The sequence below is a fragment of the Alicyclobacillus contaminans DSM 17975 genome (genome assembly GCF_000429525.1).
In the GTDB taxonomy this organism is placed as follows: Bacteria; Bacillota; Bacilli; order Alicyclobacillales; family Alicyclobacillaceae; genus Alicyclobacillus_A; species Alicyclobacillus_A contaminans.
Genome location: NZ_AUCA01000005.1, coordinates 33823 through 57115, shown reverse-complemented (window position 1 = coordinate 57115; position 23293 = coordinate 33823). Strand labels below are relative to the sequence as shown.

The following is a 23293-nucleotide window of genomic DNA, read 5'->3' as shown; positions in this document are numbered from 1 at the left end:
CACACACAAGCGAACGGCGACGCGTCGCGTCGCCGTTCACCGCGCGGTTACTCTTGATTCATCACCTGGTCCACCGCCCGCTCCGCCAGCAGTTTGAGCGTCACATCGTCCATTGGCGGATTGTGCAGACCGGCCCGCACGTCCCGATACAGCCGCTCCAGCACCATGTCGCGGGACAAACTTCGCGCACCCACCACGCGCATGGCGAGGTCCACCACCTCCAGCGCCGTGTTGGTGGCGTGCATCTTGGCCGCCGCCAGCGCGGGCTTGAGCGCCATCCGATCATCCGGCGATGCAGCGTCCCAGCGGCGCGCCACATCGTACATCAACGTGCGAGCGGTCAACAGCTTCAGTTCCATCTCTCCGATTTTCTGCCGCACGTGCTCCACCTTGGCGATGGGGTGCGGCAGGCTGTTCGGTTGATAAGTCGACGCATAGCGGACCGCCACGTCACGCGCATTCAACGCGATGCCCAGATAACAGGCTGGAATATGCAGTTGCCAGCCACCGCCGTCGCGATTGCGCACCGAACGTTCGCCGGGCCTGTAGCGCCCCACCAGGTGGTGCTCGGGGACGAACGCATCGCGAAGCACAATGTCGTGGCTTCCCGTGCCGCGCATGCCCATCATGTTCCACGTCTCAACAACTTCCACGGCTTCGCCGCGCACCAAAAATTCTCCGCTTTCCTCCGTATCGGCGATGCCCGCAGTCACCAGAATCCAGCCCAATGCCGGACTGAGGGTACTGAACGTTTTGCGGCCGGTCAAGCGGTACCCGCCGTCCACCCGCACGGCGGTCGTCTCCGGACGTCCGCCGCGGCTCGGGCTGCCGGTGGCCGGCTCGCTGGCGCAACTGTTGATGAGCTTACCCTGCGTCACGACACTCTCGCAGATTTCCGCAAACACCGGTTCCGGCAGCGCCCGGCTGGCGCGCAGGTTCAACATCATTCCGACATGCCAGCCGATGGCCAACGCGGTCGATCCGTCCCCTCTCGCCAACTGCTCCTGATGCAAAAGCAGTTCGTACAACGAAATTTCGAGTCCTCCATACGCCTTGGGCACCGTCCAAGTCACGTAGCCGGATTCGCGCAATGCGTCGATGTGTGCGTGCGGAAACATGTTGGTCTCGTCATAGTGCGGCGCGGTCTTGGCAAACGCGTCGGCCAGACGTTGCGTCACTTCCAGCCGTTGGCGCATGTCCTCCGTGGTCGCAAACCAGTTCTCCGTCCTCATCACTCATCCCCTCTCCGCCGCCAACTCGCTCAGGCTTTCTTCGACGCATCGTCAGTGGAGAGCACCTCGTCCAAGAACCGCTCAACCTCATCGCGCGTCTTCCGCAGTTTGCTGACGAACCGCCCAATCACCTGCCCATTGCGATACGCCAAGAAGCTCGGAATGCCTAGGATGTCCAGCGTCTCGCAGAGCTCCGGAAACGCGTCCCGGTCAACCTTGTAAAACGTTGCCCGATCCGCATAGGCGTCGACCACCTCGTCGATAAATCGATCCAGGTACCGGCAGTCGGGACACCAGCCCGCGGAAAACAGCATCACGCTGGGCTGCTCTCGCCGTACAACGGTGAAATATTCATCCAGTGTTCGAATCTCTTGCATTAAACTCCCTCCTCTGCTTCCAGCACGCGCCGTCCGGCCCGCTGCGACTTCGGCAGCAGACAGCTGCCCAAAACCCCACATGCCGAAAACAGCGCGGGCGCCAGAAACGCCAGTGCGTAGCCGCGCGCCGGCCCCGGGACGACGTGGGTTGGATTCACCGCATCGAGCACGGCGCCAAACAAAACCGGCAAAAGCACGGCGCTCAGAAATCCACCCATATTGGCAAACCCGGACGTGACGCCAGATCTGCTCGCCGGAGTCGCATCGCGAATCGTCGCGAACGTCAACAGACTGCCGCCACATCCAAATCCGAGCACGAACAGCACGAGGTAGGACATCCACTGTGGCGGATGCCCTCCCCACAGCGGAACGACCAACCAGGCCAACGTCGCGAGCGCCTGCAGCACGATGTAGGGCCGCCTCCGCTCCCCAAATCGATCCGAAATGTACCCGACCACCGGACCACCGAGGATGGCACCGATGAATCCCACCAGCACAAACTGCGCCGCCGTCGGCCGCGAGATGTGGTACATATCCATGAACACGGGCACCGCCCACAGCCCGGTGAATCCCAAATAACTGCCCATCACGCCAAAATGGCAGAGAAACGTGGCCCACGAGATGCGCTCCCGCACTACGATGTTCAGGGTCTGGGACAGCGGGATGCGCTCCACATGCAGAGAAGACTCCACCGGCCGCCGGCGTCGCGCTCCGGGGCGCAGGGCCAACAGGTCACTCGCTGCGACCAACAGCAGCAACACCCCGAGCAGACAGAACGGCCCCCGCCATCCGGACGCGGAGACCCAGGCGGCAAACGGAATGGTCGCCAGCAATGCGCCGACGTTGCCGAAGGTTCCTATGAAACCGAGAATGCCCCCAAACTCCTGAGCAGCGAACCAACGTCCGACAATCAAAACGATATTGATCCAGATGAGCGCGTCTCCCGCGCCGACCAGCGCCCGCCCCACGAGCAACCAGGCAAAATCGGGCGCGCCTGAAAAGACCACCGTGCCAAGGCCGTCCAGCACCGCCCCCGTAATGAACAGCCGTTCCGGCCCCAATCTATCGGCGAACGCCCCAATCGGCACCTGCAAAATCATGTAGAGAAAGTATTGCACGCTCGCCATGGTGCCGAGCACCGCAGACGACACGCCAAAGCGCGCCTGCAGCTGATTCGAAATCACGCCTGGCCCTGTACGTTGCGTGAAAACCAACAGGTAGGTGAGTGCCAGGGCCGCAAACACCACCCAGCGGTACCGCGAACGCACGGGACGATCCGTTGCTTCCACGTGTCTCACTGCCCTTCCCATCCCCGCTGATTCGCGATATGTGTCATGGTTTGCCTGCGTCCGGCGCGGTGCGCCAGAAGGCTCCAAACAAACTGTAATCCAATCCCAATCCGCTGTCAAAAAACGAAGGCCCCCGGTGACATCCCGGGAAGCCCGCGGCATCGGCGCTCATGGCTCACAGTGCGTAAAGCGGTGTGTATTTCTCGTAGAGATAATTCAACAGATACGTCGGGTTCATCGCTTCCCCGGTGACGGATTGCACAAGTTCGCCCGGTGTCCGCAGCTTTCCGTGGCGATGAATCTGTTCCCGCAGCCAATCCCGCACGTCCGTCACCCGGCCGCTCTGCAGCCGCTCCTCGAAGTCCGGCATTTGCTGCAACAGCGCATGCCGGAATTGGGCGGAGTAAATGTAGCCGAGCGCGTACGACGGAAAATACCCTATCAGTCCCGCGGACCAGTGAACGTCCTGAAGCACTCCGTCGCGATCGGTGTCCGGCGCCACGCCGAGGTATTCCTGCATTTTGTGGCGCCACGCTTCAGGCAGGTCGCGAACCGACAATTGCCCGTTGATCAAGGCCTTTTCCAGTTCATACCGGACAATGATATGCAGAGGATACGTCACCTCGTCGGCCTCAATGCGGATGAGCGATGGATGAACATCGTTGATGGCGGCGTAAAACGCGTTCAACGAAACGTCGGCGAGCGTATCCACCCTCTGCTGCAGCCACCCGTAGTTGGCCTCCCAGAACGCGCGGGAGCGCCCGATGATGTTCTCGAAGAACAGCGACTGGGACTCGTGAATCCCCATGGAGACCCCGCCGCACAGCGGCGTGCCCACCAGCGTTTCGGAAACGCCCTGCTCGTACAGGGCGTGCCCGCACTCATGCATGACCCCGAACAACGCGACGCGCAGGTCCTCCTCGCGGTAGTGGGTGGTGACGCGCACGTCATAGTGATTCAAGGTGATTTGGAACGGATGCACCGTTTCATCCAACCGACCGGCCGAAAAGTCAAAGCCGAGGACCCCGAGCATCGCTTCGCAGACCTCGCGCTGTGTGGACTTGGCCACCGGCCGCAGCAGCGGGCGGACATCCGGCCGGTGCCCGGACGCGGCAATCCGTTGCGCCAATTCTGTGAGCTCCTTGCGCAGCGGAGTGAACACCGCATCCAATTGCGCCACCGTCACGCCCGGCTCATAGTGGTCCAGCAGCGCGTCGTACGGGTTCCCTTCTCCCCCACGGTAGCCCGCGAATTCAATATTCATATCCACAATCCGCTCCAGGTACGGCTGGAAGCGCGCGAAATCGTCATCCTGTTTGGCGTCCTCCCACACCGACTCCGCTTCGCGCGTCAATGTGACGTACTGCTTGTACCGCGACCGCGGAATTTTTCGAATCCAATCCGCCTGTCGCTTCATCTCTTGAACACTCGCCTGCAGCACCGGGGTCAGTGTCGGATACACCGACGGATCGCTCAGTTCCTGCAGATATTCGGCCATCTGATCCGACGTGACGCGGTCGAAAATTTCTCCGCTCAACGTGCCGATGGCCTCTGCACGCAACGGTACGCCGCGCTTCGGCGCGCCGGTGCGCAGATCCCATTCAAGCAGCTCCAACGCCTCTTGATAATGCAGAATCTTCCTCATTTCGTCTTGAAACGCTGCTACAATTTGCTCCACGTTTGACATCATCTCGTCTCCATTTCCGAAATCCCAAGATGAAGGGACTCATGGGGCGTACGCATTCGCCGCCGCGACGGAAGAAAACACCATCCACGCGTCCGGCAGGTGACGTTGGTGGTTCGGATCGATGGTGGACGGGTGGTTCACCACCTGCCCATCCTTGTACAGCACGCTGGAACTGCCTCCGTCCATCGCGCACGCGTTCACGGCGCCGAGTTGAATCATTTCGTCCTGCACCTGGCGTTGACTCGCGCCAAGCGCGCTGCCGCCGTGAAAGCGTCCGTCGATGACCAGAAAGATGACCGTGCCGTCCTTTCGTTGGCCGATGGCAGTGCGCGGGTCTTGTCCCCAACCGCCGTCGCCCGAGGTGATCATGGGTTGGCCGTTCACCACCAGTTCCGGGTGGAACTGCATGGCATCCCGGACGCCCATCTGCTGCAACTGGGCCACCGTGTACTGCCCCATCACCATCACGCCGTCGGTCGTGAATCCCACGGTGGTCCAGTCATTGGTGCCTTTCGGCCATTGTATCACCCGGCCTCCAATCATCACCAGACCCACGGGCACACCGCCCCACCCATCGCCCTTGGGATCTTCGAATCCGCTGGCGTTCGTTCCCGCAATGGCTCCCGTGCGCTGTCCCATGGCGGTGATGTATTCTCCCATGCCATTGTGCACCTCGGCGGTGACCAGCCGTACCAGCTTCGGGTTGTGCACGAGCAGCGCGTACCCCTTCCACCCCGCGCCGGACACCGGCAGCAACTGCAGTTCGGGGGGCCCCGACACCGGCGTCACCACTCGAACTGCCTCTGACACGCCGGTATTTTGGACCTTCTGGTGCTGCATCGTGACCAGTTGATTGTACTCGGATGGCGTCGTCAAAAAGTGGGCGTACATATAGTGGCGCGTGCTGAGAATGGTCTCAGCCAGCGTCAACCGCAGGTTGCGCCCGAAGGGGGTATAAAAGCCGATGCCCACCAACGCCACAGTCCATACGGCGAGCGTCGCCAGGCTTCCCACCAACCAGCGGAGAATCCTGCGACGTCGGCGCTGCTTGCGCTGAAGTCGGCGATGTTTGCGAAGACCGCCCACGGCGGCCGGACTCGGACTCGGTTGTGCCACTGCACCGCCTCCTTCGTTGCTGATTGAGATGAAGCATCGGACCGTCCTGTGACACCACGGCATTCGAGAACTTCGACAAAAAACAGGGACTCACGACCGTATTCGCGAGCCCTTGTCGAAATCCCTTGTGGATTCTGAACAGAACGTCGGATGGCCGTCCAATCAGCCCTCCCCGGTGGCAACCGGATGCTCGGGATAAGAGCACCAGTCGCTCCAACTGCCCGGATACAGTTTGGCGCCGGAGACGCCCGCCAGAGCCAACGCAAACAGGTTGGCACACGCGGTGACACCCGATCCGCAATACATGACGGGAATCCCGGTGTCCACGAGACCGGCGAACCGCGCCGCCTGTTCCGCGGCTGACTTCCACGTCCCATCAGCACGAACTCCGTCCGTCCAGGGGCGGTTGTGGGCGCCGGGAATATGGCCCGCGACCGGATCGAGCGGTTCGACGTCGCCCCGGTAACGTTCGGGCGCGCGGGCATCCACCAGGGTAAGCGGCAAACGCCCGGACATGGCGGCCTCCACATCCGCCGTGCTGACAATCCAGTCGTGGCGGACACGCGGTTCCAGATGTCCCGGTTTTGGCGCCGGGACATCCGTCTCCACCGGCAGGTTTGCCCGCTGCCAGGCGCTGAAGCCACCGTCGAGAACGGCGCATCGATCATGGCCGAGGTAGCGAATCAACCACCACGCTCGCGGCGCCATGCCGCCGCCGACGTCATAGACGACCACCTGCGACGACTCCGTCACGCCGGCTGCGGCGAGCTTCGCCGCCAGTTCCGCCGGATCCGGCAGCGGATGCCGCCCGCCGTGAACGGACACCGGACCGGATAAGTCCTGCTCCAAATCCAAATAGTAAGCGCCGGGAATATGCCCCGCCAGGTACTGGGTCCGCCCTGCCGCAGCATCCCCCAGCTGGAACCGGCAGTCGAACACCACCACGTCCGCGTCCTGCAGACGTTCGTAAAGCGCCTCCGCTGTCAACAGCACACCCATTCCTCCCCCCATGGCTCGCTACGACCGCCGCGCGACCTTCCCGGCGCCGGCTTGATCCAGCGGTTTTACGATGATGGCGTCAATGTTCACGTGTTGCGGCCGCGTCGCGGCGAAACAGATGCAGTCGGCAATATCCTCCGCCGTGAGCGGCGTCATGCCGGCGTACACGTCGCTCGCCTTCGCCGTATCCCCGTGATAGCGGACGATGGAAAACTCGGTCTCGACCATGCCCGGATCGACCGTGGTCACGCGCACCGGTTTGCCGAGCAGTTCCTGGCGCAGGGCTTCGGTGATGGCGCGAACCGCAAACTTGGTCCCGCAGTACACCGAGCCTCCGGCGTACGCCTCGCGGCCGGCAATCGATCCCACGTTGATGATATGTGCGCCGTCCGTCGCGAGCAGGTGCGGCAGCAACAGGCGCGTGACACGGAGCAAGCCGAGCACGTTGGTCTCCACCATTTCCCGCCAGTCCGCTTCATCCGCGTCGCTGGCCTCCGCCACATGCGCGGTGCCCCGCGCCAATCCCGCGTTGTTGACCAGCACGTGCACATGGCCAAACGCCGCCAACGCCCCGTCGACGAACGCCTGTGTCGATGTCGGCGATGTCACATCCAGCGCGGAAATCCAGGGCTGTTCCCCGGTACGCTCCGCGATGCGGTCCGCCAAATCCTCGAGTTTCTCCACCCGCCTGGCCCCGAGCGCCAGGCGAAATCCGGCGTCCGCCAACGCCACCGCAGTCGCGGCGCCAATTCCAGAACTGGCGCCGGTCACCACTGCCACCTTGCCGTCTCCACGAATTGCCATTCGTCATCCAACCTCCTGCGCCGGGCGAGCTGGGCACCTGCCCGGGACCGCGCCCGGTATTGCTACATACAATGTACCACGCCATGCGGCCACAGGTGGAATGTGGATCACGAGAAAGGTGGATGACCATGCCCTGTCCAGAGGTGAGCACAGGCTTCGTGGAACTGCCGGGAGAGAACTACGAGCGCATTCAGGCGGAAGCGGATGCGGGCCGCAACCTGTGGCGGTTGAGCCCCGTGCGGACCGCGCAGGAAGTCGGCAGTCGCAACTTGGGACTGCGCCCGGACGATGTGTACACGTTTGTGGAACAGTATTACGATCCGGGCTCGGGTCTGCAGAATGCCGTTGTCCGGGTGAAGCATCGCAACTGCACGTACCTGGTGCATCTGTATCAACCGGAGCGGCAGGGCCAGCGCGGCATCTGGGTGGTGCAGGATGTGACGGAGCTGTAGAATTCGTGCTGGCGGCGAAGGGTGGTACAATGGTCATGAAATGGTTACAATACTACCCGAGTCAAATGGACTTCCGCAAAGGGTGAATAGGTATGACGACTGCTACTGTGACCGTGGGCGCGGTGCCGGGGACCCATCAGGTGGCACCGCCGCACACCTTCATTTTGTTCGGCGCCACGGGCGACCTGGCGCACCGCAAATTATTTCCGGCGCTCTACAGCCTGTACATGGACAAGCTGATGCCGGAACAGTTCGCCGTGGTGGGCGTGGCCCGAACCGACTTTGACGATGCGCACTTTCGCGACGAGGTGCGGAGCGCGATTGAAAAGTTTGGTCGAATTAAACCGGACAAGACCACGTTCGCCAAATTTGTCGAACGGTTTTTCTACAAATCTGTCGACGTGAACAATCCGGAGGACTTCCGGAAACTGAAGGAACGCGTGGAGCAGGTAGAGAAGCAGTTGGATCTGCCCAAGCAGCGCCTGTTCTACCTGGCCATGGCGCCGAACTTCTTCGGAACGGTGGCGCTGAGCCTGAAATCCTCTGGCCTCAGCGAGGTCGACGGTTGGCGCCGGTTGATTATTGAAAAACCGTTCGGACGGGATCTGGAATCGGCCCGCGTGCTCAACAACGAGTTGCGACAGGTGTTTGAGGAAGAAGAGATTTACCGCATCGACCACTACCTCGGCAAGGAAATGGTTCAGAATATCGAAGTCATCCGCTTCGCAAACTCTATCTTCGAACCCCTGTGGAACAACCGGTCCATTGCCAACGTGCAAATCACCTCCAGCGAGGTGGTGGGTGTTGAGGACCGCGCTTCCTATTACGAGAAGTCGGGTGCCCTGCGCGACATGGTGCAGAACCACATGCTGCAGATGGTCATGATGGTGGCCATGGAACCGCCGAGCCGCCTCAACATGGAGGCCATTCGCGATGAAAAGGTGAAGGTGCTTCGCTCGCTGCGCCGCTACACGCTGGACGAGGTGATGGGAAACGTTGTGCGCGGTCAGTACACCGCCGGCACCATCAATGGCAAGCCGGTCAAGGGCTATCGCGAGGAACCTAACGTGGCCCCGAACTCCAGCACCGAAACGTTCGTCGCCGCTCGCCTTTATATCGATAACTTCCGATGGGCCGGTGTACCGTTCTACATCCGAACCGGAAAACACATGGCCGCCAAGGCAACGGAAATCGTCATCCAGTTCCGCGACTTGCCGAAGGACATGTACTTTAACCAGAATGGCCAATTGGGGCCCAACCTGTTGCGGATTCGCGTGAATCCGCAGGAAGGGATGTCCCTGCTGCTGAACGCCAAACAGCCCGGGACGGATGAGACGGTGGTGCCGGTCTCCATGGAGTTCAGCCAATCCGTCACCAATTCCCCGGAAGCGTACGAGCGGCTGCTGCTCGATGCGATGCAGGGCGATTCCACATTCTTCACGCGCTGGGACGAGGTCTCTCTGGCCTGGAAGTTTGTCGATCCGATTGCCGAAGCGTTTCACACCCATGCCGTTCCGCTTCACCAGTACGCCGCAGGCAGCTGGGGCCCGAAGGCCGCGGAACAACTCTTGCACGCGGACGGCAACGCGTGGTGGCCGGTGCACGGTCAACAGCCCGCGGCGGCCGTCAAAGCGGGCAACCCCATGTGAGGTGATTCCATGCATCGTCTGGTTTACGATATTTCCATGCCGATTTACGAAGGGATGCCTGTATACAAGAACAAACCGGAAAAACAGCCGTCATTCACCATCACGAGCGACTTCTCCCATGGCTCCGTACGGGAAACCCGCGTTGCGCTGGACGTCCACTGCGGCACGCACGTGGACGCCCCGCTGCACATGGTGGAAAACGGCGCCACCATCGATACCATCGCCCTGAACGAGTTGGTGCGGCCCTGCCGAGTGGTGGATCTGACCCACGTCGTCGACGGCATCACGGCGCAGGATCTCGAATCTTTGTCCATATCGGCCGGGGATTTTCTGCTGTTCAAAACGAAGAATTCGTGGGATACGACATTCAATCCTGAGTTCATCTATTTGAAGGAAGATGGCGCCCGCTTCCTGGCGGAGCGGCGCGTCGCGGGCGTGGGGATTGACGCGCTCGGCATCGAGCGGAGCCAGCCGGGCCATCCCACGCACAAGGCGTTGTTCGCCTGCGGGGCGATTGTCATCGAGGGGCTCCGTCTGGCCGATGTGCCTGCGGGACAATATTTGATGGTGGCGGCTCCCATCGCGCTGCAGGGGCTGGACGCGGCGCCTGCGCGCGTCCTCTTGCTGGCTGAGGAGGCAAACCCGGTCAACACCTGATGCACCGGGGCCGACGGCTACCGATCATCGCGGCGCAGCTCTTCTTCGATGCGCCGCTCGATTTCCTCATCGGAAATGTCGAACTCGCTCGCCATCCGGCGGGCGAGTTCTCTTTGTTCCCGGTAATAGCGGCGCAGCGCCTCGCGGCGCCGTTCGGGAGATTCCTCCCGAACGCGCCGCCCGCTGAACCACCGATACAATCCATAGCTGATGGCGCTGGTTGCCAGCAGCATCACCAAGGCTGTCAGCGGATTGCCGAATCCAAAACCGATGATCATGTCACTTCTTCTCCACCGCGTGACCGCCGAATTCGTTGCGCAGCGCGGCGACGACCTTTCCGGTGAACGTATCATCCTTCAAAGAGCGGTACCGCATGAGCAGGGACAACGCAATCACCGGCACGGGCACCTGCAAATCCAGCGCCTCTTCCACCGTCCACTTCCCTTCACCCGAGGAATGCATCACGCCGCGAATGCTCTCCAGTTTCGGATCCTTCGAGAACGCCCGCTCGGTCAGTTCCATCAGCCAACCGCGTATCACGGAGCCATGGGACCAGACATGGGCGAGCTTCTCGTAGTCGTAGTCAAACGGACTCTGTTCCAGCACCTCGAAGCCCTCGCCAATGGCCGCCATCATCCCGTATTCAATACCGTTGTGCACCATCTTCGCATAGTGCCCGCTGCCCGGCTTGCCCGTGTACAAATAACCGCCTGGCACAGCGGTGTCACGGAAAAGAGGCTCCACCACCGGGAACACATCCGCGTCGCCGCCAATCATGTAGCAAGCACCGTGGCGCGCTCCCTCCATGCCGCCGGACGTGCCCACGTCCATATAGTGGATGCCGCTCGCCGCCAGCCGCTCCGAGCGCCGCAGCGTATCTTTATAGTGGGAGTTTCCGCCCTCAATCACAATGTCTCCGGCCTTCAGCAGCGGAACCAGGATATCGAGCAGGTCGTCGACAATTTTCCCGGCCGGAACCATCAACCATACAATTTTTGGTGTGGGCAGCGACGATACCAACACCTCCACGCTGTCGACACCGGTCCCGCCTTCTCCGGCAAACCGCTTGACGGCGTCAGCACTCACGTCATATGCCACAACCTGGTGCCCATGCTCCATCAGGTTCAGCCCCAGGTTGTACCCCATTTTCCCAAGTCCAATCAAACCGATCTTCACGTTCATCTCCACCTTTTTGCGTCGCCTGAAATCAGACCTTATACTGTTTCCATGGCGACCATTATATTCGATTTAGATGGCACACTCATTGACTCCACGAAGATTGTCCTGCCCGCGTATCGACAGGCCATTCGCACCGTGGCGCAGACGCCGCCGCCGAACGAGGCGGTCATGAAACGGACGTTCGGCCTTCCGGACGCGGACATTTGGGCAACCCTGTTGCCCGGCGCCACAGAGAGTGTTCGCCAGGCAGCGTACGAGTACACCGAGCAGTGGGTCGGAAACAACCTATGTACAGTGGACCTTCTGTTGCCGCACGCACGCGATGTGTTAGCGGAGCTGCAGCAACGTGGACATACACTGACCACGGCCAGCAATTGCGGCCAAGCCTATCTGGACGCAGTGCTGGATAGCCAGGGACTGCGACCGTATTTTACCGCGCCGCTGTGCTTGGGCGGCGTGGGGGGACAGCGCAAAGCGGACATTCTCGCGCGGCACTTTGAACGGTTCGAGAAAAACACAGCGGTCATGGTGGGTGATCGCGCCACCGACGTGGAGGCGGCCCAAGCACACGGCATTCCGTGCATCGGCTGCCACTTTGTCGACTTTGGGGATCCCACCGAGTTGGCGGGCGCGGTGTGCGTCATTCACCAATTGACCGAACTGCTGGACCTGTTTCCAGCAGGACAGTCCACTCTATCCCTGCACGGTTGACGAGCGGCCAACCCTATTGTACCGTTTTTCTCCGACGAGGGCACGCGCGAACGAGGAGGTGATTTGCGATGCCAAAATCCCCCGCAGAAACGAAAGTTGTGGTGGGAATGTCGGGAGGTGTGGACTCGTCGGTGAGCGCCCTGCTGTTGAAGCAACAGGGCTACGACGTCGTCGGCGTGTTCATGAAGAACTGGGACGACACGGACGAGTTCGGATACTGCACCGCAACCGAGGATTTTGAAGATGTGCAGCGCGTGTGCGAGCACATCGGCATTCCTTATTACAGCGTCAATTTTGAACGTGAATATATGGAGCGGGTGTTTCAGGAGTTCCTAACGGAATATCGTCGGGGCCGAACTCCAAATCCCGACGTGTTGTGCAATCGCGAGATCAAGTTCAAAGAGCTGCTGCAATGCGCACTGGATCTCGGCGCTGACTATTTGGCGACCGGTCATTACGCGCAGTTGCGCCAGGGACCAGAGGGGGCACAGCTGCTTCGCGCCGTGGACGGCAACAAAGACCAAACGTACTTTCTGTACATGGTCGGCCACGAGCCGTTGGCGCGGGCGCTGTTTCCCATTGGTCACCTGACCAAACCGGAAGTCCGGAAAATCGCTGAAGAGGCCGGGCTGCCAACAGCTAAGAAAAAGGACAGCACGGGCATCTGTTTCATCGGAGAGCGCAACTTCCGGGAGTTTCTCAGTCACTATCTGCCCGCTCAGGACGGCGAAATTCGCACGTTGGACGGCGAATTGAAGGGCCGTCATCATGGTTTGATGTATTACACCATCGGCCAACGGCAAGGGCTCGGCATTGGCGGCAGCGGTACGGGAGAACCGTGGTTTGTGGTCGACAAAGACCTGACCAACAACGTGTTGATTGTTGCCCAGGGGCACAACCATCCTCACCTGTTCGCCAGCGAGCTGGTCGCGTCCGACCTGCACTGGGTCAGCGGGCACGCGCCCGCCGAAGAGTTTCGGTGCACCGCGAAAATCCGGTATCGTCAACCGGATCAGCGGGCCACGGTACGCGTGAACGGGGACACCTGTGTGGTCACCTTTGACCAGCCGCAGCGCGCCATCACACCGGGCCAGGCCGTGGTGTTTTACGATGGCGAAGTCTGCCTTGGTGGAGCCACCATCGACCGAGCTGTCCGCGACGATGGAAGGGTGCTGGCAGGGGGAACCGCGTAAGCCGCGAGTTCCCCTGCGGGAAGTCACCAGGGACACTCTCTGTCCCGCGTCCATGCATCGGTGCACTGTTCGCACAGCGCGAGGTCGCGTTCCTTTTCATTCGACAACGCTTCTCCGCAAATCGTACAATTCGTAGACTCCGCTGCATGCATCCTGGACCGCCTCCCGTTTCGTATACGTGCCATTATACGGAGCGGGAGCGCAGTCGGCAATAAAAATTCTAACTATTCATAAAAATTTAACACACGTTGGCCGTGACGCTGACGCGGGTCGGCTTGTGTTTGAAACAGCTTTCAATTACCATATAGCCAGCAGACAGATGGCATGATATCATGCTTATTGATATTGTGCGCTTCTCGCGCTCATCGCATGGGAAGCGAGGAAGTGCCGAACAGTGAGGAATTCGCTTGGAAACCAAAGATATTGCCTTGTTTCTTGCCATCGCGCGGCTCGGATCCATTTCCCGAACCGCCGAACAACTGTACATGTCTCAATCCACCGTGACCACGCGCCTGCAGCGTCTCGAGCGGGCGCTCGGCTACGATTTGTTCATCCGCACCGCGAACGGCGTGCAATTGTCCGGACCGGGTCAGCGATTTCTGCCGCTGGCAGAACAGCTGGTGTCAATTGAGCAGCGAATGCTCCATCCCGACGTCACGGAGACCCCCATTCTTCGCTTCATGTCCGGCCGGGCCTTCGTGTCCGTGGATGTCCCCCAATGCCTGCTTCGGATCTCGCGGCACATGCAGGTGCACCTGAAAGTCCGAATGGGGTTGTACGACGACATGCTGAACGCCCTGCTCACCCACCAGGTCGACTTTTGTTTTCTCGGTGAACCGATATATCACCCCCACGTCAAGTTGGTGGAATTCCTGCCGGACGCCATTGATTTGGTGGTTCCGGAGCGGCATCACTTCGTCCACAACTTCCCGGGGATTCGGGCGCTGTCCAACGAACCGTTTGTCGCGTTCGGCCGGTCGTCATCGCCCTTTCGCAAGCGCGTGATGAACCTGCTCGCCAAGGAGAACGTGTATCCCAACGTTCGCGCCGAATTGGACAGCATCGACGGGATCAAAGCCATGGTGGCTCATGGACTGGGCGTGTCATTTCTGCCTCGCAGGACACTGGGCGATGCGGCGTTCAAACGAATTGCGGTGATTCCGATGAATCATCCCGCGTGGACGCGGCCAACGTACATAGCTTATCCGGACGCCATGGAGAACCAGCCCATTACGCGGCAGGTGCTTGAGCTCATTTCTGGGTATTATCAGGATCTGGAGAGAATCCCCCACTCCAGCCGCAACAAGGATGGTGTACAACTGCCATGCGACAACCCATGACCAAGGAACAGCGCAGGGCACACATCCTGCGCACCGCCAAGGCGCTGTTTCAGGAAGAGGGATATGACCACGTCACCATCGCCGACGTGATCAAGCGGAGCAATATTGCCAGGGGGACGTTTTACCTGCACTTTTCCTCGCTGGAGGACCTGTTGTCCACCCTGTTTGACGAAGTGGTGTCCGAAACTTGGCGGCGCATCGCGCCCATTTTGGAAGAGGTGGATGACGTGGAGGCCTGCACGGTGGAAGTCGTGCACGCCGTGTTCCGCATGTTCGACAACGACGATGAATCGATGATCAGCGTGTTCTTCTCGGGCGGCGGAGAGAGGTTTCTGCGCAAACGGGAAGAGGCGATGTACAAGCAATTGGGCGGCCTGTTGGTGCAGGCGCTGGAACGCCGGCATGAGAAATTGTACGGACACGCCAAACCGTGCGACCTGCCAAGAGTCGGATGGACAGTGGCGATGCTGATTTCCCTGGTGGCGAACATGACGCATTACGCCGCCCACTACATCCAACCGGAAGAGCGGTCGCTGTTCGAAGCCAGCTTGGTCCGCTTTGTGGTGGCCGGCGTCAAGGAACATCTCGCTCCCCTGCTGCGCGCGGGATCGGAACCAAACGCGTGAGCACGACTCGTGCGACGGCCATTGGCATGGCGGCACGAGGAGCGGAAAAATTGTGAACATCTCGTCGGTGCTCGGTCAGGTTACCATTCCCTTGATGGGTGCCTACACTGCCAGCAAACACGCGGTGGAATCTCTGTCCGACGCGCTGCGCATGGAACTGAAGCCAATCGGCATCGACGTCATCACCATCGCTCCCGGCAGCATCCGGACGAACTTCGGAAGCACCTTGACACAGACGCTGAATTGGCTGAGGCCGGACTCACCGTACCGAGCAGCATACGAACAGATGCGGTCAGATCGGTTGTCCGACCGCGGCGCAGAACCGACAGTGATTGCACAGGCCATCCTGCGCGCCGTACGTTCCCCGCGGCCGAAGGCGCGCTACGCCATACCCTGGGACGCAAAGCTGATGCCCGTGGCCAAAGCGGCCCTGCCGAAACGCGCGATCGACAACATTTTGCGCCGGGTCATCATGGGTCAGCGGAGCTGACGAACCGCCCCCCCTCGGTACAATCTTACCCCAGTCCATACAAATAAAACCTGGGGCCCCGCAGGTGGGCCCCAGGCTGGCTGTCGGTGGGATTGCATCGCGCTCGGTGCAAACCATTCCGAGCTTCACTTACCGATTCAAAACCGATTCGGCCAACTTCAGGACATTTTCGAGCGTGAAGCCGTACTTCTCCACCACGATGTCCCCAGGTGCCGAGGCGCCGAAACGGTCAATGCCAAACACTTCCCCTTCCGATCCCACGTACTGATACCAAGGCATCGGGCTGGCCATTTCAACCGCAAGCCGCTTCGTCACGCGTTTCGGAAGCACACTCTCCTTGTACGCTTCGTCCTGTTCGTTGAACAGGTCCAGGCACGGCATGCTGACCACGCGCACCGCCACTCCGCGTTCGGCCAAAGCTTTGCCGGCACCGAGCACCCACTGCACTTCGGAGCCGCTCGCCATCAGAATCAGCGCATCTCCCTGGCCATGCTGGAAGATTACGTATCCGCCGCGCTCGAACTGAGCCCGATTCGCCTGCACCTCCGCCAGCGTCGGCACTTTCTGACGCGTCAACGCCAGCGCAACCGGACCATCGCGGTGTTCCAGCGCGTACTTGAAAGCGAGCGCCGTTTCCGTCGCGTCGGCGGGACGGAACACCTTGAAGCCCGGAATCGCCCGCAGCGATGCCAGTTGCTCAATCGGCTCGTGGGTCGGTCCGTCCTCGCCCACCGCGATGCTGTCGTGCGTAAAGATATGGAGCACCGGTTGCTTCATCAATGCCGCCAACCGCAGCGCCGGCCGCAGATAGTCGCAGAACACGAGGAACGTGCCGGCAAACGGCATGACCCCGCCGTGCAGCGTCATACCGTTGAGCATGGCGCCCATGGCGTGTTCCCGCACCCCGAAGAAGAAGTTTCGTCCGCTGTAGTTGCCGGGCTTGAAATGGCCGAGGTCTTTCAGCAGCGTTTTGTTCGATCCGGACAGATCCGCCGAACCGCCGACCAACTGCGGCACATGCGGCGCAATCGCGTTCACGATTTTCCCAAATGCGTCGCGGGTCGCCACAGCGCCCTCGAAGGTTGGCAGAACCTTGTCCCAATCCACCGAGACTTTGTCACCGAGCGCCTGCTGGAACCTCTTTGCGTCGTCCGGATAGGCGCGTTCATACGCCTCCAGCCGCGAATTCCACTCCGCCTCCAGCGCAGCGCCCCGCTTGCCAATTTCCAACATGTGCGTCCGCACTTCTTCCGGCACCGTGAACGGCGGCAGCGTCCAACCGTACATCTCCTTCGCCTTTGCCGCTTCTTCGCTGCCGAGCGGTGAGCCGTGCGCCGCTGCCGTTCCCTGCTTGGATGGAGCCCCATAGCCGATGACCGTTTTCACTTCAATCATCGTCGGCTTGTCCGTGACGGTGCGCGCCTCGGCAATCGCCGCATGAATCGCCGCCAGGTCGTTGCCGTCCTCCACGCGCAGCACATTCCAACCACAGGCGCGGAACCGGGCGGCCACGTTTTCCGTCGAGGACCACTCCAGCGGACCATCCAACGAAATGTCGTTCGAATCATAGAGCACAATCAGTTTGTTCAGCTTCAGGTGGCCAGCCAGCGCAACCGCTTCGTACGCCACGCCTTCCATCAGGTCGCCATCACCGCACAGCACATACGTGTAATGGTTGACCAGCTCGATGTCCGGTTTGTTGAACATGGCCGCCAGATACCGCTCCGCCATGGCCATGCCGACAGCCATCGAAATCCCTTGGCCGAGCGGCCCGGTGGTCGCGTCCACCCCAGGCGTGTGGCCGAACTCCGGATGCCCAGGCGTTTTCGATCCCCACTGCCGGAACTGTTTCAGATCCTCCAACGACACGTCATACCCCGCCAGATGCAGCAGGCTGTACAGCAGCGCGGAACCATGGCCCGCCGACAACACAAAGCGGTCACGGTTCACCCACCCCGGGTTTTTCGGATTCACATTCAAAAATTTGGACCACAGCACATACGCCATGGGAGCGGCCCCCATGGGCAGGCCGGGGTGCCCCGCATTCGCCTTTTCGACCTGATCAATGGAAAGTGTTCGAATGGTGTTTACAGCCAGTTGGTCAATCTTTCCAAACTCCACAATCTCCACTCCTCGCCACCAACTAGGATTGCTTTTTGTATGATAGCACTTCATGCGCATTGTCTCCAAAGGTGGTCCTGAGATTGCAAGAACCACTCGGTCCACCGGCGGGTCTGTTTGTTCCGGAGATGTCTCTGCTGATACGCGCGGAGGACATCAGATGCCCAGCCGGTTTGTCCACACAGGGCACAGCGGATAAGCATACGTTGCATTACGCTTGCTGCCAGGGGAGGCTGGGTGCAAATGAACAAGCGGTTTAAGCCAGCGCGCAACCGTTTGGGTCTACGCATTCCCGTGATCTTTGAAGATAAGCCGCTCGATATTCCGGTCTCGGTTCGTCCGGATGCACCGTACGCGGCGCGCGACTTTGACAGACACCGAGGCCAATGGATTGAATTCAAAACGCCATGGGGAAAACACAGGGGCATTGTGGAATCGGTGCAGCGCGACAGGGTGCTTGTGAAAATGCCCAAACAGTACGCGACCCGCGGGCTGCTCAATTACCTGAGGGGGTCAGAGACGGATGTTCGTCCCGTTTCGTTCGATGGCTTCGACGACGGATGCGTGCCCTTTCGCCACCGGGGCCCATGGTGCTGGTGTTGGCTTCCGATTATCATCATCCTCTTCATCTTTCCGTGGTTCTGTTGGTGAACCCTCACACCATGCGCCCCGGCAGCTCGCCTCCGCCGGGGCGTGTGTTGCCGCATCATCCTTTGAGAGATTCGAGCCATTCGGCGTAACACGTATCACACAATGGCTCGTCATGTTCATCGTCCACCTCGTAGAACGTGACATAATGGGGTCTCATGTCGATGTCGTGTTCACAGTAGTAGCATTTCTCAGCCATTGCTCGAACCTCCTCAACGATTCCTCAGATCATCTCAGGGAGACGGGATGTTGAGCGCTCCGCGTTGCCTGAACCTCCGGCGCAACCACCTCCGTGATCGATCACATCGTCTTCGTGCAAGTGCGGTCCATTTGTGGTTTGTCCCGTACACGCCGGAATATGCTCACACAGCATTTATAAAATTTGGAAATTCCGATCCCGACGTGACGAGGATGTCCGAAAACAAAGTGCGGCAGCATCGCTGACCGCACCTTGTCGCCGTAATGGTTAGGATTCAGACGCGGAGTCCGTGCGAGAGGATGGAAATGCGGTGGAGGGGCCTTGTTCCACCGTTTGCTTCAGGAGAGCCAACTTGTTGTCCCAATATCGTTCGAAGTACGAAAGCCAATCGGCGACCCAGGACAATGGTTCAGGCTGGAGTTGATAGCGAGCTTCACGGCCGACCCGTCGGCACCGAACCAAGCCGGCGTCCGTAAGAATCTGCAGATGCTTCGCCACCGCCGAGCGGCTGATGGGAAAACAATCCACCATCGCCGCCACGGACATTTCCTGCTCGGCGAGCAATTGCATCATCCGGCGGCGCGTCGGATCGGCGATGGCGTGAAACACATCATGTCTGGCTGCCATGGTCCATCGCCGCACCTTCGACAAACGAACGCAACGTCTGTTTGACCTTCTTTTCCCATCCATCATCCATAACATTGCGAACGACAGGATGGGGCTGCCCGAAGCGGGTGACCTTGTCCGCGTCCCACCCGGAATGAATCAACGTGAATTCGGTGGCGCCGTCCGCCAGCTCGCGCAGTTCAAACACCACATGCCAATCCTCATCCCAATCAAAGCCCAGGCGATACGGCGGACTCAGTTCCGTCACCTTGCACGGAGAGTCGCCGAACGGACCGGCATGCAGCACGAATTCCTGCCCGAGAACGGGTTCGAAGGTATTCGGCATGAACCAAGCGGCGATGCCCTCCTGAGTGGCCACCGCCTGCCAAACTTTCTCGACGGGCGCGTGAATCACAACCGTCTTCCGGATTTCCGGTATGCTTACTCCCACAGAATCTCCTCCTCAATATTTCCAAAACAACACCAAAAGGTGTTGTTTTGAGTGTAGCTCACATGATCTTAAGTTTGCAACACCTACAGGCAGCGAACTGTCCACACCGCCCGGTGAAAAACGAAGACCCGCACCATCGAGGTGCGGGCCAGGTCATCCAGTTTCCACCCAGAGACGGCATCCGTTCAATGAAGCCACAGCACCAGAATCAGCGCCACACCGGGTACACACAGACCGTACCATACATCCCACATTCGAACGCAAATCGGACGATAGAACGTACGGCCGGCCACGGACGTGGAGGCCGCTCCAACAAATCCCCTCGCCTCCATCGCCGTGGCAATCCGCTCACTCATGCGCACAGCCTGAGTCAACAGCGGGAGCGCGTACGTGACCGGGCGAAGCCATGACCAACGTGCATCTTTCCCCCGCAGTTGTCTCGCCTGATGGAGTTTTATCCACTCCTGTTGAAACAGGGGAGCGAGCCGGAGACCGGCCAACAGTCCATAGGCGAACTTGGGCGCCAAGCGCAGGTTTTGGCACAGACTGAGGATCATCGCCGTTATCTCCGTGCTGGACACCAACAGGAGGCCGAGCCCCACCGCCGCCAGCATGCGAAACGCGAGCACAACGCCGGTGTGAAGCCCCGTCCAGCTGAGGTGAAACCACAGCAGATGGAACGTCGGTACGCCTGGCGGTACGGCGGAAAACGCCACAAACGACCACACGTATAAGACATAGAATCCGATAAATGGAGAGAGCCGCTTCAGAATGGCCAGCGGCCCCAAACGCGGAACCATCACCAGCAGGACGAGGGACCAGGCGAACAACCCTGCGGTCTGGGTAAGCGTGTGCGCTCCCACTTCCAGCAGGACAGCAGCAAGAACCGCCAGCAGGTGCACCGACGGATTCAACCGTCGCGCCACCCCCCGCACGCCCCGCGATACCACACCGGGCCCAACCGACTGACCGGGGGGTGTCTGCTCCTCTGCCTCAACTGGCCGGACTTCCAAGTCGGTTCGCGGGATCTCTTCCACTTCCGCTAGCAGGTGCGCTTCGGCCATCACGTCCGGTCGTTCAAACAGAGTGCTGGGCGGGCCGCAAAATGTCAATCGCCCGTCGCACATCACCCAAACCTCGGTCGCGTGGGCGCGCACCAGGTCCATATCGTGCGTCGTCATCACGACGGTCTTTCCCGCTTGTTGGAGGCGTTTCAACGATTCCATCATCGCGGCCTGCGTTTTCGCGTCCTGACCGAACGTGGGCTCATCCAACAGATAGACCTCGTGCGGATCTTTGATCATCGCCGCCACACTCAGCCGCCGTTTCTGTCCTTGGCTCAGCGCGTATGGACTCCGATCCGCCAATCCGGACAACCCGAACTGCTCCAACAGAGACGCCACGTCTGGCGGAACGCCGTCCTGCAACACCCGATTCGCCAACTCATCGCCGACCCGCTCGTAGATGAACTGGTGTTCCGGGTTCTGGAAGCCGAAGGCACGAAAGGACTGCCGCGCCCGCTGCGGCCATTGCTCCAACGGGCGACCGCGCCACAGGAGCTGGCCCTGGCTTGGTCTCGTCAATCCGGCCAACACCTGAAGCAACGACGATTTGCCCGCGCCATTCGGCCCCACAATCGCAATGAACGCCCCCGCCGGCACCGTGACATCCACATCTCGCCAAACGATGTGGTCACCGTATTTCAGAGACAGTCCGTGCCCGGATATCAGCGGCTCCTCTGCCGGGCTGTCCGCATCCAGGCCCTCTGCGAAGCTTGCTGCCGCAGGCTCGCAAAGTGGCGTGAAACGCCGCGAAACCCGTGGCTGCGGCGCCGCGTCATACGGCGAAGATTGCCACGGAGGAACCACTCCCGCCTCCTTCAGCCATGGCCACTCCGCAGCCAGCACCTCGCGCGCCGGTCCGCACCGCCGCACGCGACCATCCGCTGCAAACAGAACCACTCCGTCCACATGCGGCAGCAACGGCATGAACTTGTGCTCAATGATCAGTTGCGTCTGCCCCGCCTCACGCAGGCGCACCAACTGTTCAAACACCAACTTGGACGAAGCAGGATCGAGATTTGCCGTTGGCTCATCGTAAATCAGGAGTTGCGGTTGCATCACCAGCGCGGAGGCAATCGCCAGTTTTTGCTTCATTCCCCCGGAGAACACCGCGTGCTCTGCCGTCATGGGTACATCCAACCGCACCGCGGCCAGCGCCCGGCGGATTCGATCCGGCATCTCATCTGCTGGACAGCGTTGGTTCTCCAGCCCAAACGCCACTTCGTCATCCACGTGGAACATGCAGAACTGTGCCTCGGGATCTTGAAACACATATCCCACCGCACCCGTCGCGGCCAATCCGGGATGCTTCTCCACATGACCTTCCACCCGCGCCTCCACAGCGGACGGAATGAGTCCGCCGCAAAGCATCGCGAGCGTACTCTTGCCGCATCCACTGGGTCCGAGCAACAGCCAGGTTTCACCGGCGCGAATGGTCAACGACACGTCTCGCACCGCCGGCTTGGGCGCGTCCGGATACGCGATGGTCACATCCGAAAGCCGGAGCAGCGGCGCGCCTCGCCGCTCCATCTGGTGCTCCCGCCGCCGCTCCACCTCCATCATTGGTCGAACGCCCGCTTCTGCTTGCCAATTTCGAAGTTGCGCAGGCTGCCGGTTCGGAACAGAGCATCGTCAATCCATTTCGGCAGCAGCCCCGCCAAAATGGCGCCGCTCAGCAGCGTCGCGACGGTGTAACCGACGATATTGCCAAACGAGTACGAAGCGCCGCCGTACTGCGTCAGCCACTGCACCGTATTGCCCACCCCGCCGATGGCGCCGGCGAGCATCAAAACGCCGGTTCCATACCGCTTCCATCCGAACAGCAACAACCCGAGCTCCGTACCACCGCCCTGCAGCAAACCGGAGATGAGCACATTCACCCCCCACGGACTGCCAAACGCCCACTCAAACACCGCGCTGGCGAATCCGGCCAGCAGCGCCGCACCCGGCCGCCGCACAATGTAGGCCACCAAAATGGAGGCAATCCACCATACGCCGTTCATCAGTCCCTGCACCCATGGAGCAAGGCTAGTGGTCAGCGTCGACAGCCAGTCCCATCCCATGTACACCGCCCCGCAGACGACCGAAAAAATCACAGCCAGCACAATGTCTCTCAACTTCCACATCTGTGTTTCCCCCCTGCAGCGTTTTGGCGCCCGCTGTCACCACGAACAATGCAAATAAGCCTCGACAACTCCCAAATGGCGCGTTGTCGAGGCGTTCAGCCAACGTATTGGTTCGTGGCACTTCCTCCCGCTGGTATTACCCAGATCGAGTCCTGAAGGGTTAGCGAATCCTTCGCTTCTCAGCCATTCTGGCACCCCTAGCGCCCTTGCTTTGCAATTGACGCCCTCACTGTACCACGATTTTCAGACCGTGTAAATCCACCTCGTTTGCTATACTGAA

24 protein-coding genes and 1 riboswitch are annotated in these 23293 nt (G+C 60.4%); of the genes, 9 read left to right on the top strand and 15 right to left on the bottom strand.

What is annotated here, in order from left to right; all coding sequences use genetic code 11:
• Window positions 1-47: 47 nt before the first annotated feature.
• From G463_RS0103465 to G463_RS0103435, 7 genes are all read right to left on the bottom strand, one after another.
• Window positions 48-1232 (bottom strand): acyl-CoA dehydrogenase family protein, encoded by a 1185-nt coding sequence (locus G463_RS0103465; protein ID WP_026974071.1) that lies wholly within the window; start codon window positions 1230-1232, stop codon window positions 48-50.
• Window positions 1233-1261: 29 nt separating this feature from the next.
• The gene (locus G463_RS0103460; protein WP_026974070.1) at window positions 1262-1609 is read right to left on the bottom strand and encodes a thioredoxin family protein; all 348 of its coding nucleotides are present in this window, start codon (window positions 1607-1609) and stop codon (window positions 1262-1264) included.
• Window positions 1609-2907 carry an MFS transporter gene (locus tag G463_RS0103455; RefSeq protein WP_051321883.1) on the bottom strand — a complete coding sequence of 433 codons (1299 nt, stop codon included), beginning with the start codon at window positions 2905-2907 and terminating at the stop codon, window positions 1609-1611. Before G463_RS0103455 ends, G463_RS0103460 begins: the two co-directional genes overlap by 1 nt.
• A 166-nt stretch (window positions 2908-3073) precedes the next feature.
• On the bottom strand, window positions 3074-4585 hold the full coding sequence (locus tag G463_RS0103450) for a carboxypeptidase M32 (protein ID WP_342663810.1): 1512 nt from the start codon (window positions 4583-4585) through the stop codon (window positions 3074-3076).
• A gap of 39 nt (window positions 4586-4624) precedes the next feature.
• A complete protein-coding gene (locus G463_RS18525) occupies window positions 4625-5701 on the bottom strand; it encodes a phosphodiester glycosidase family protein (protein ID WP_051321882.1) in 1077 nt (358 codons plus the stop codon).
• A gap of 162 nt (window positions 5702-5863) precedes the next feature.
• Window positions 5864-6700, bottom strand: a complete 837-nt coding sequence (locus G463_RS0103440; protein WP_035485477.1) for a sulfurtransferase — start codon at window positions 6698-6700, stop codon at window positions 5864-5866.
• Between the two features lie 18 nt (window positions 6701-6718).
• Window positions 6719-7504: an SDR family NAD(P)-dependent oxidoreductase gene (locus G463_RS0103435; protein WP_026974066.1), complete on the bottom strand. Its 786-nt coding sequence runs from the start codon at window positions 7502-7504 to the stop codon at window positions 6719-6721.
• Window positions 7505-7632: 128 nt separating this feature from the next.
• Here G463_RS0103435 and G463_RS0103430 point away from each other — a divergent pair, with 128 nt between their 5' ends.
• The 3 genes from G463_RS0103430 to G463_RS0103420 all read left to right on the top strand — a co-directional run bounded on the left by G463_RS0103430 (window position 7633) and on the right by G463_RS0103420 (window position 10262).
• On the top strand, window positions 7633-7956 hold the full coding sequence (locus G463_RS0103430; RefSeq protein WP_026974065.1) for a hypothetical protein: 324 nt from the start codon (window positions 7633-7635) through the stop codon (window positions 7954-7956).
• A gap of 92 nt (window positions 7957-8048) precedes the next feature.
• On the top strand, window positions 8049-9605 hold the full coding sequence (zwf, locus tag G463_RS0103425; protein ID WP_051321881.1) for a glucose-6-phosphate dehydrogenase: 1557 nt from the start codon (window positions 8049-8051) through the stop codon (window positions 9603-9605).
• Window positions 9606-9614: 9 nt separating this feature from the next.
• Complete coding sequence (locus G463_RS0103420; protein ID WP_026974063.1) at window positions 9615-10262, top strand: cyclase family protein; 648 nt, start codon at window positions 9615-9617, stop codon at window positions 10260-10262.
• Window positions 10263-10279: 17 nt separating this feature from the next.
• Here G463_RS0103420 and G463_RS0103415 read toward each other — a convergent pair whose 3' ends face one another.
• Both G463_RS0103415 and gnd read right to left on the bottom strand, forming a co-directional pair.
• A complete protein-coding gene (locus G463_RS0103415) occupies window positions 10280-10540 on the bottom strand; it encodes a hypothetical protein (protein WP_026974062.1) in 261 nt (86 codons plus the stop codon).
• A gap of 1 nt (window position 10541) precedes the next feature.
• On the bottom strand, window positions 10542-11438 hold the full coding sequence (gene gnd / locus G463_RS0103410) for a phosphogluconate dehydrogenase (NAD(+)-dependent, decarboxylating) (RefSeq protein WP_026974061.1): 897 nt from the start codon (window positions 11436-11438) through the stop codon (window positions 10542-10544).
• 51 nt (window positions 11439-11489) lie between these two features.
• On the opposite strand from gnd, the gene G463_RS18520 reads away from it, so the two are divergent.
• The 5 genes from G463_RS18520 (at window position 11490) to G463_RS18505 (ending at window position 15801) form a co-directional block, all read left to right on the top strand.
• Window positions 11490-12152, top strand: a complete 663-nt coding sequence (locus tag G463_RS18520; protein ID WP_051321880.1) for an HAD family hydrolase — start codon at window positions 11490-11492, stop codon at window positions 12150-12152.
• A 68-nt stretch (window positions 12153-12220) separates the two neighbouring features.
• The gene (mnmA, locus tag G463_RS0103400) at window positions 12221-13345 is read left to right on the top strand and encodes a tRNA 2-thiouridine(34) synthase MnmA (protein WP_026974060.1); all 1125 of its coding nucleotides are present in this window, start codon (window positions 12221-12223) and stop codon (window positions 13343-13345) included.
• 407 nt (window positions 13346-13752) lie between these two features.
• The gene (locus G463_RS18515; protein WP_051321879.1) at window positions 13753-14685 is read left to right on the top strand and encodes a LysR family transcriptional regulator; all 933 of its coding nucleotides are present in this window, start codon (window positions 13753-13755) and stop codon (window positions 14683-14685) included.
• Window positions 14670-15311: a TetR/AcrR family transcriptional regulator gene (locus tag G463_RS21545; RefSeq protein ID WP_026974059.1), complete on the top strand. Its 642-nt coding sequence runs from the start codon at window positions 14670-14672 to the stop codon at window positions 15309-15311. The genes G463_RS18515 and G463_RS21545 overlap by 16 nt, the downstream gene beginning before the upstream one ends.
• Window positions 15244-15801, top strand: coding sequence for an SDR family NAD(P)-dependent oxidoreductase (locus G463_RS18505; RefSeq protein WP_281171050.1), 558 nt, complete (start codon window positions 15244-15246; stop codon window positions 15799-15801). Before G463_RS21545 ends, G463_RS18505 begins: the two co-directional genes overlap by 68 nt.
• Window positions 15802-15930: 129 nt before the next feature.
• Here the strand turns inward: G463_RS18505 and tkt are convergent, their stop codons facing one another.
• On the bottom strand, window positions 15931-17922 hold the full coding sequence (gene tkt, locus G463_RS0103380) for a transketolase (RefSeq protein ID WP_425387046.1): 1992 nt from the start codon (window positions 17920-17922) through the stop codon (window positions 15931-15933).
• Between the two features lie 243 nt (window positions 17923-18165).
• Between tkt and G463_RS0103375 the strand changes: the two genes are divergently transcribed.
• Complete coding sequence (locus G463_RS0103375) at window positions 18166-18573, top strand: hypothetical protein (RefSeq protein ID WP_026974057.1); 408 nt, start codon at window positions 18166-18168, stop codon at window positions 18571-18573.
• 55 nt (window positions 18574-18628) lie between these two features.
• Here the strand turns inward: G463_RS0103375 and G463_RS23105 are convergent, their stop codons facing one another.
• The 5 genes from G463_RS23105 to G463_RS0103350 form a co-directional block, all read right to left on the bottom strand.
• Entirely contained in the window at window positions 18629-18769 is a 141-nt protein-coding gene (locus G463_RS23105; protein ID WP_169725414.1) for a hypothetical protein, read from the bottom strand.
• 267 nt (window positions 18770-19036) lie between these two features.
• The gene (locus G463_RS18500) at window positions 19037-19396 is read right to left on the bottom strand and encodes an ArsR/SmtB family transcription factor (protein ID WP_051321877.1); all 360 of its coding nucleotides are present in this window, start codon (window positions 19394-19396) and stop codon (window positions 19037-19039) included.
• On the bottom strand, window positions 19380-19826 hold the full coding sequence (locus G463_RS0103360; RefSeq protein WP_035485471.1) for an SRPBCC family protein: 447 nt from the start codon (window positions 19824-19826) through the stop codon (window positions 19380-19382). Before G463_RS0103360 ends, G463_RS18500 begins: the two co-directional genes overlap by 17 nt.
• Before the next feature lie 185 nt (window positions 19827-20011).
• A complete protein-coding gene (locus tag G463_RS0103355; protein WP_051321876.1) occupies window positions 20012-22450 on the bottom strand; it encodes an ATP-binding cassette domain-containing protein in 2439 nt (812 codons plus the stop codon).
• Complete coding sequence (locus G463_RS0103350) at window positions 22447-23013, bottom strand: ECF transporter S component (protein ID WP_026974054.1); 567 nt, start codon at window positions 23011-23013, stop codon at window positions 22447-22449. The genes G463_RS0103355 and G463_RS0103350 overlap by 4 nt, the downstream gene beginning before the upstream one ends.
• 105 nt (window positions 23014-23118) lie before the next feature.
• A riboswitch (TPP riboswitch) is annotated at window positions 23119-23222 on the bottom strand.
• Window positions 23223-23293: the final 71 nt, after the last annotated feature.

What these genes read in the sequence shown, in the direction of transcription:
- G463_RS0103465 (WP_026974071.1), bottom strand. Translation starts at nt 1,232, where the DNA reads ATGAGGACGGAGAACTGGTTTGCGACCACGGAGGACATGCGCCAACGG.
- G463_RS0103460 (WP_026974070.1), bottom strand. Translation starts at nt 1,609, where the DNA reads ATGCAAGAGATTCGAACACTGGATGAATATTTCACCGTTGTACGGCGA.
- G463_RS0103450 (WP_342663810.1), bottom strand. Translation starts at nt 4,585, where the DNA reads ATGTCAAACGTGGAGCAAATTGTAGCAGCGTTTCAAGACGAAATGAGG.
- G463_RS0103440 (WP_035485477.1), bottom strand. Translation starts at nt 6,700, where the DNA reads ATGGGTGTGCTGTTGACAGCGGAGGCGCTTTACGAACGTCTGCAGGAC.
- G463_RS0103435 (WP_026974066.1), bottom strand. Translation starts at nt 7,504, where the DNA reads ATGGCAATTCGTGGAGACGGCAAGGTGGCAGTGGTGACCGGCGCCAGT.
- G463_RS0103430 (WP_026974065.1), top strand. Translation starts at nt 7,633, where the DNA reads ATGCCCTGTCCAGAGGTGAGCACAGGCTTCGTGGAACTGCCGGGAGAG.
- zwf (WP_051321881.1), top strand. Translation starts at nt 8,049, where the DNA reads ATGACGACTGCTACTGTGACCGTGGGCGCGGTGCCGGGGACCCATCAG.
- G463_RS0103420 (WP_026974063.1), top strand. Translation starts at nt 9,615, where the DNA reads ATGCATCGTCTGGTTTACGATATTTCCATGCCGATTTACGAAGGGATG.
- G463_RS0103415 (WP_026974062.1), bottom strand. Translation starts at nt 10,540, where the DNA reads ATGATCATCGGTTTTGGATTCGGCAATCCGCTGACAGCCTTGGTGATG.
- G463_RS18520 (WP_051321880.1), top strand. Translation starts at nt 11,490, where the DNA reads ATGGCGACCATTATATTCGATTTAGATGGCACACTCATTGACTCCACG.
- mnmA (WP_026974060.1), top strand. Translation starts at nt 12,221, where the DNA reads ATGCCAAAATCCCCCGCAGAAACGAAAGTTGTGGTGGGAATGTCGGGA.
- G463_RS21545 (WP_026974059.1), top strand. Translation starts at nt 14,670, where the DNA reads ATGCGACAACCCATGACCAAGGAACAGCGCAGGGCACACATCCTGCGC.
- G463_RS0103375 (WP_026974057.1), top strand. Translation starts at nt 18,166, where the DNA reads ATGAACAAGCGGTTTAAGCCAGCGCGCAACCGTTTGGGTCTACGCATT.
- G463_RS23105 (WP_169725414.1), bottom strand. Translation starts at nt 18,769, where the DNA reads ATGGCTGAGAAATGCTACTACTGTGAACACGACATCGACATGAGACCC.
- G463_RS18500 (WP_051321877.1), bottom strand. Translation starts at nt 19,396, where the DNA reads ATGGCAGCCAGACATGATGTGTTTCACGCCATCGCCGATCCGACGCGC.
- G463_RS0103355 (WP_051321876.1), bottom strand. Translation starts at nt 22,450, where the DNA reads ATGATGGAGGTGGAGCGGCGGCGGGAGCACCAGATGGAGCGGCGAGGC.
- G463_RS0103350 (WP_026974054.1), bottom strand. Translation starts at nt 23,013, where the DNA reads ATGTGGAAGTTGAGAGACATTGTGCTGGCTGTGATTTTTTCGGTCGTC.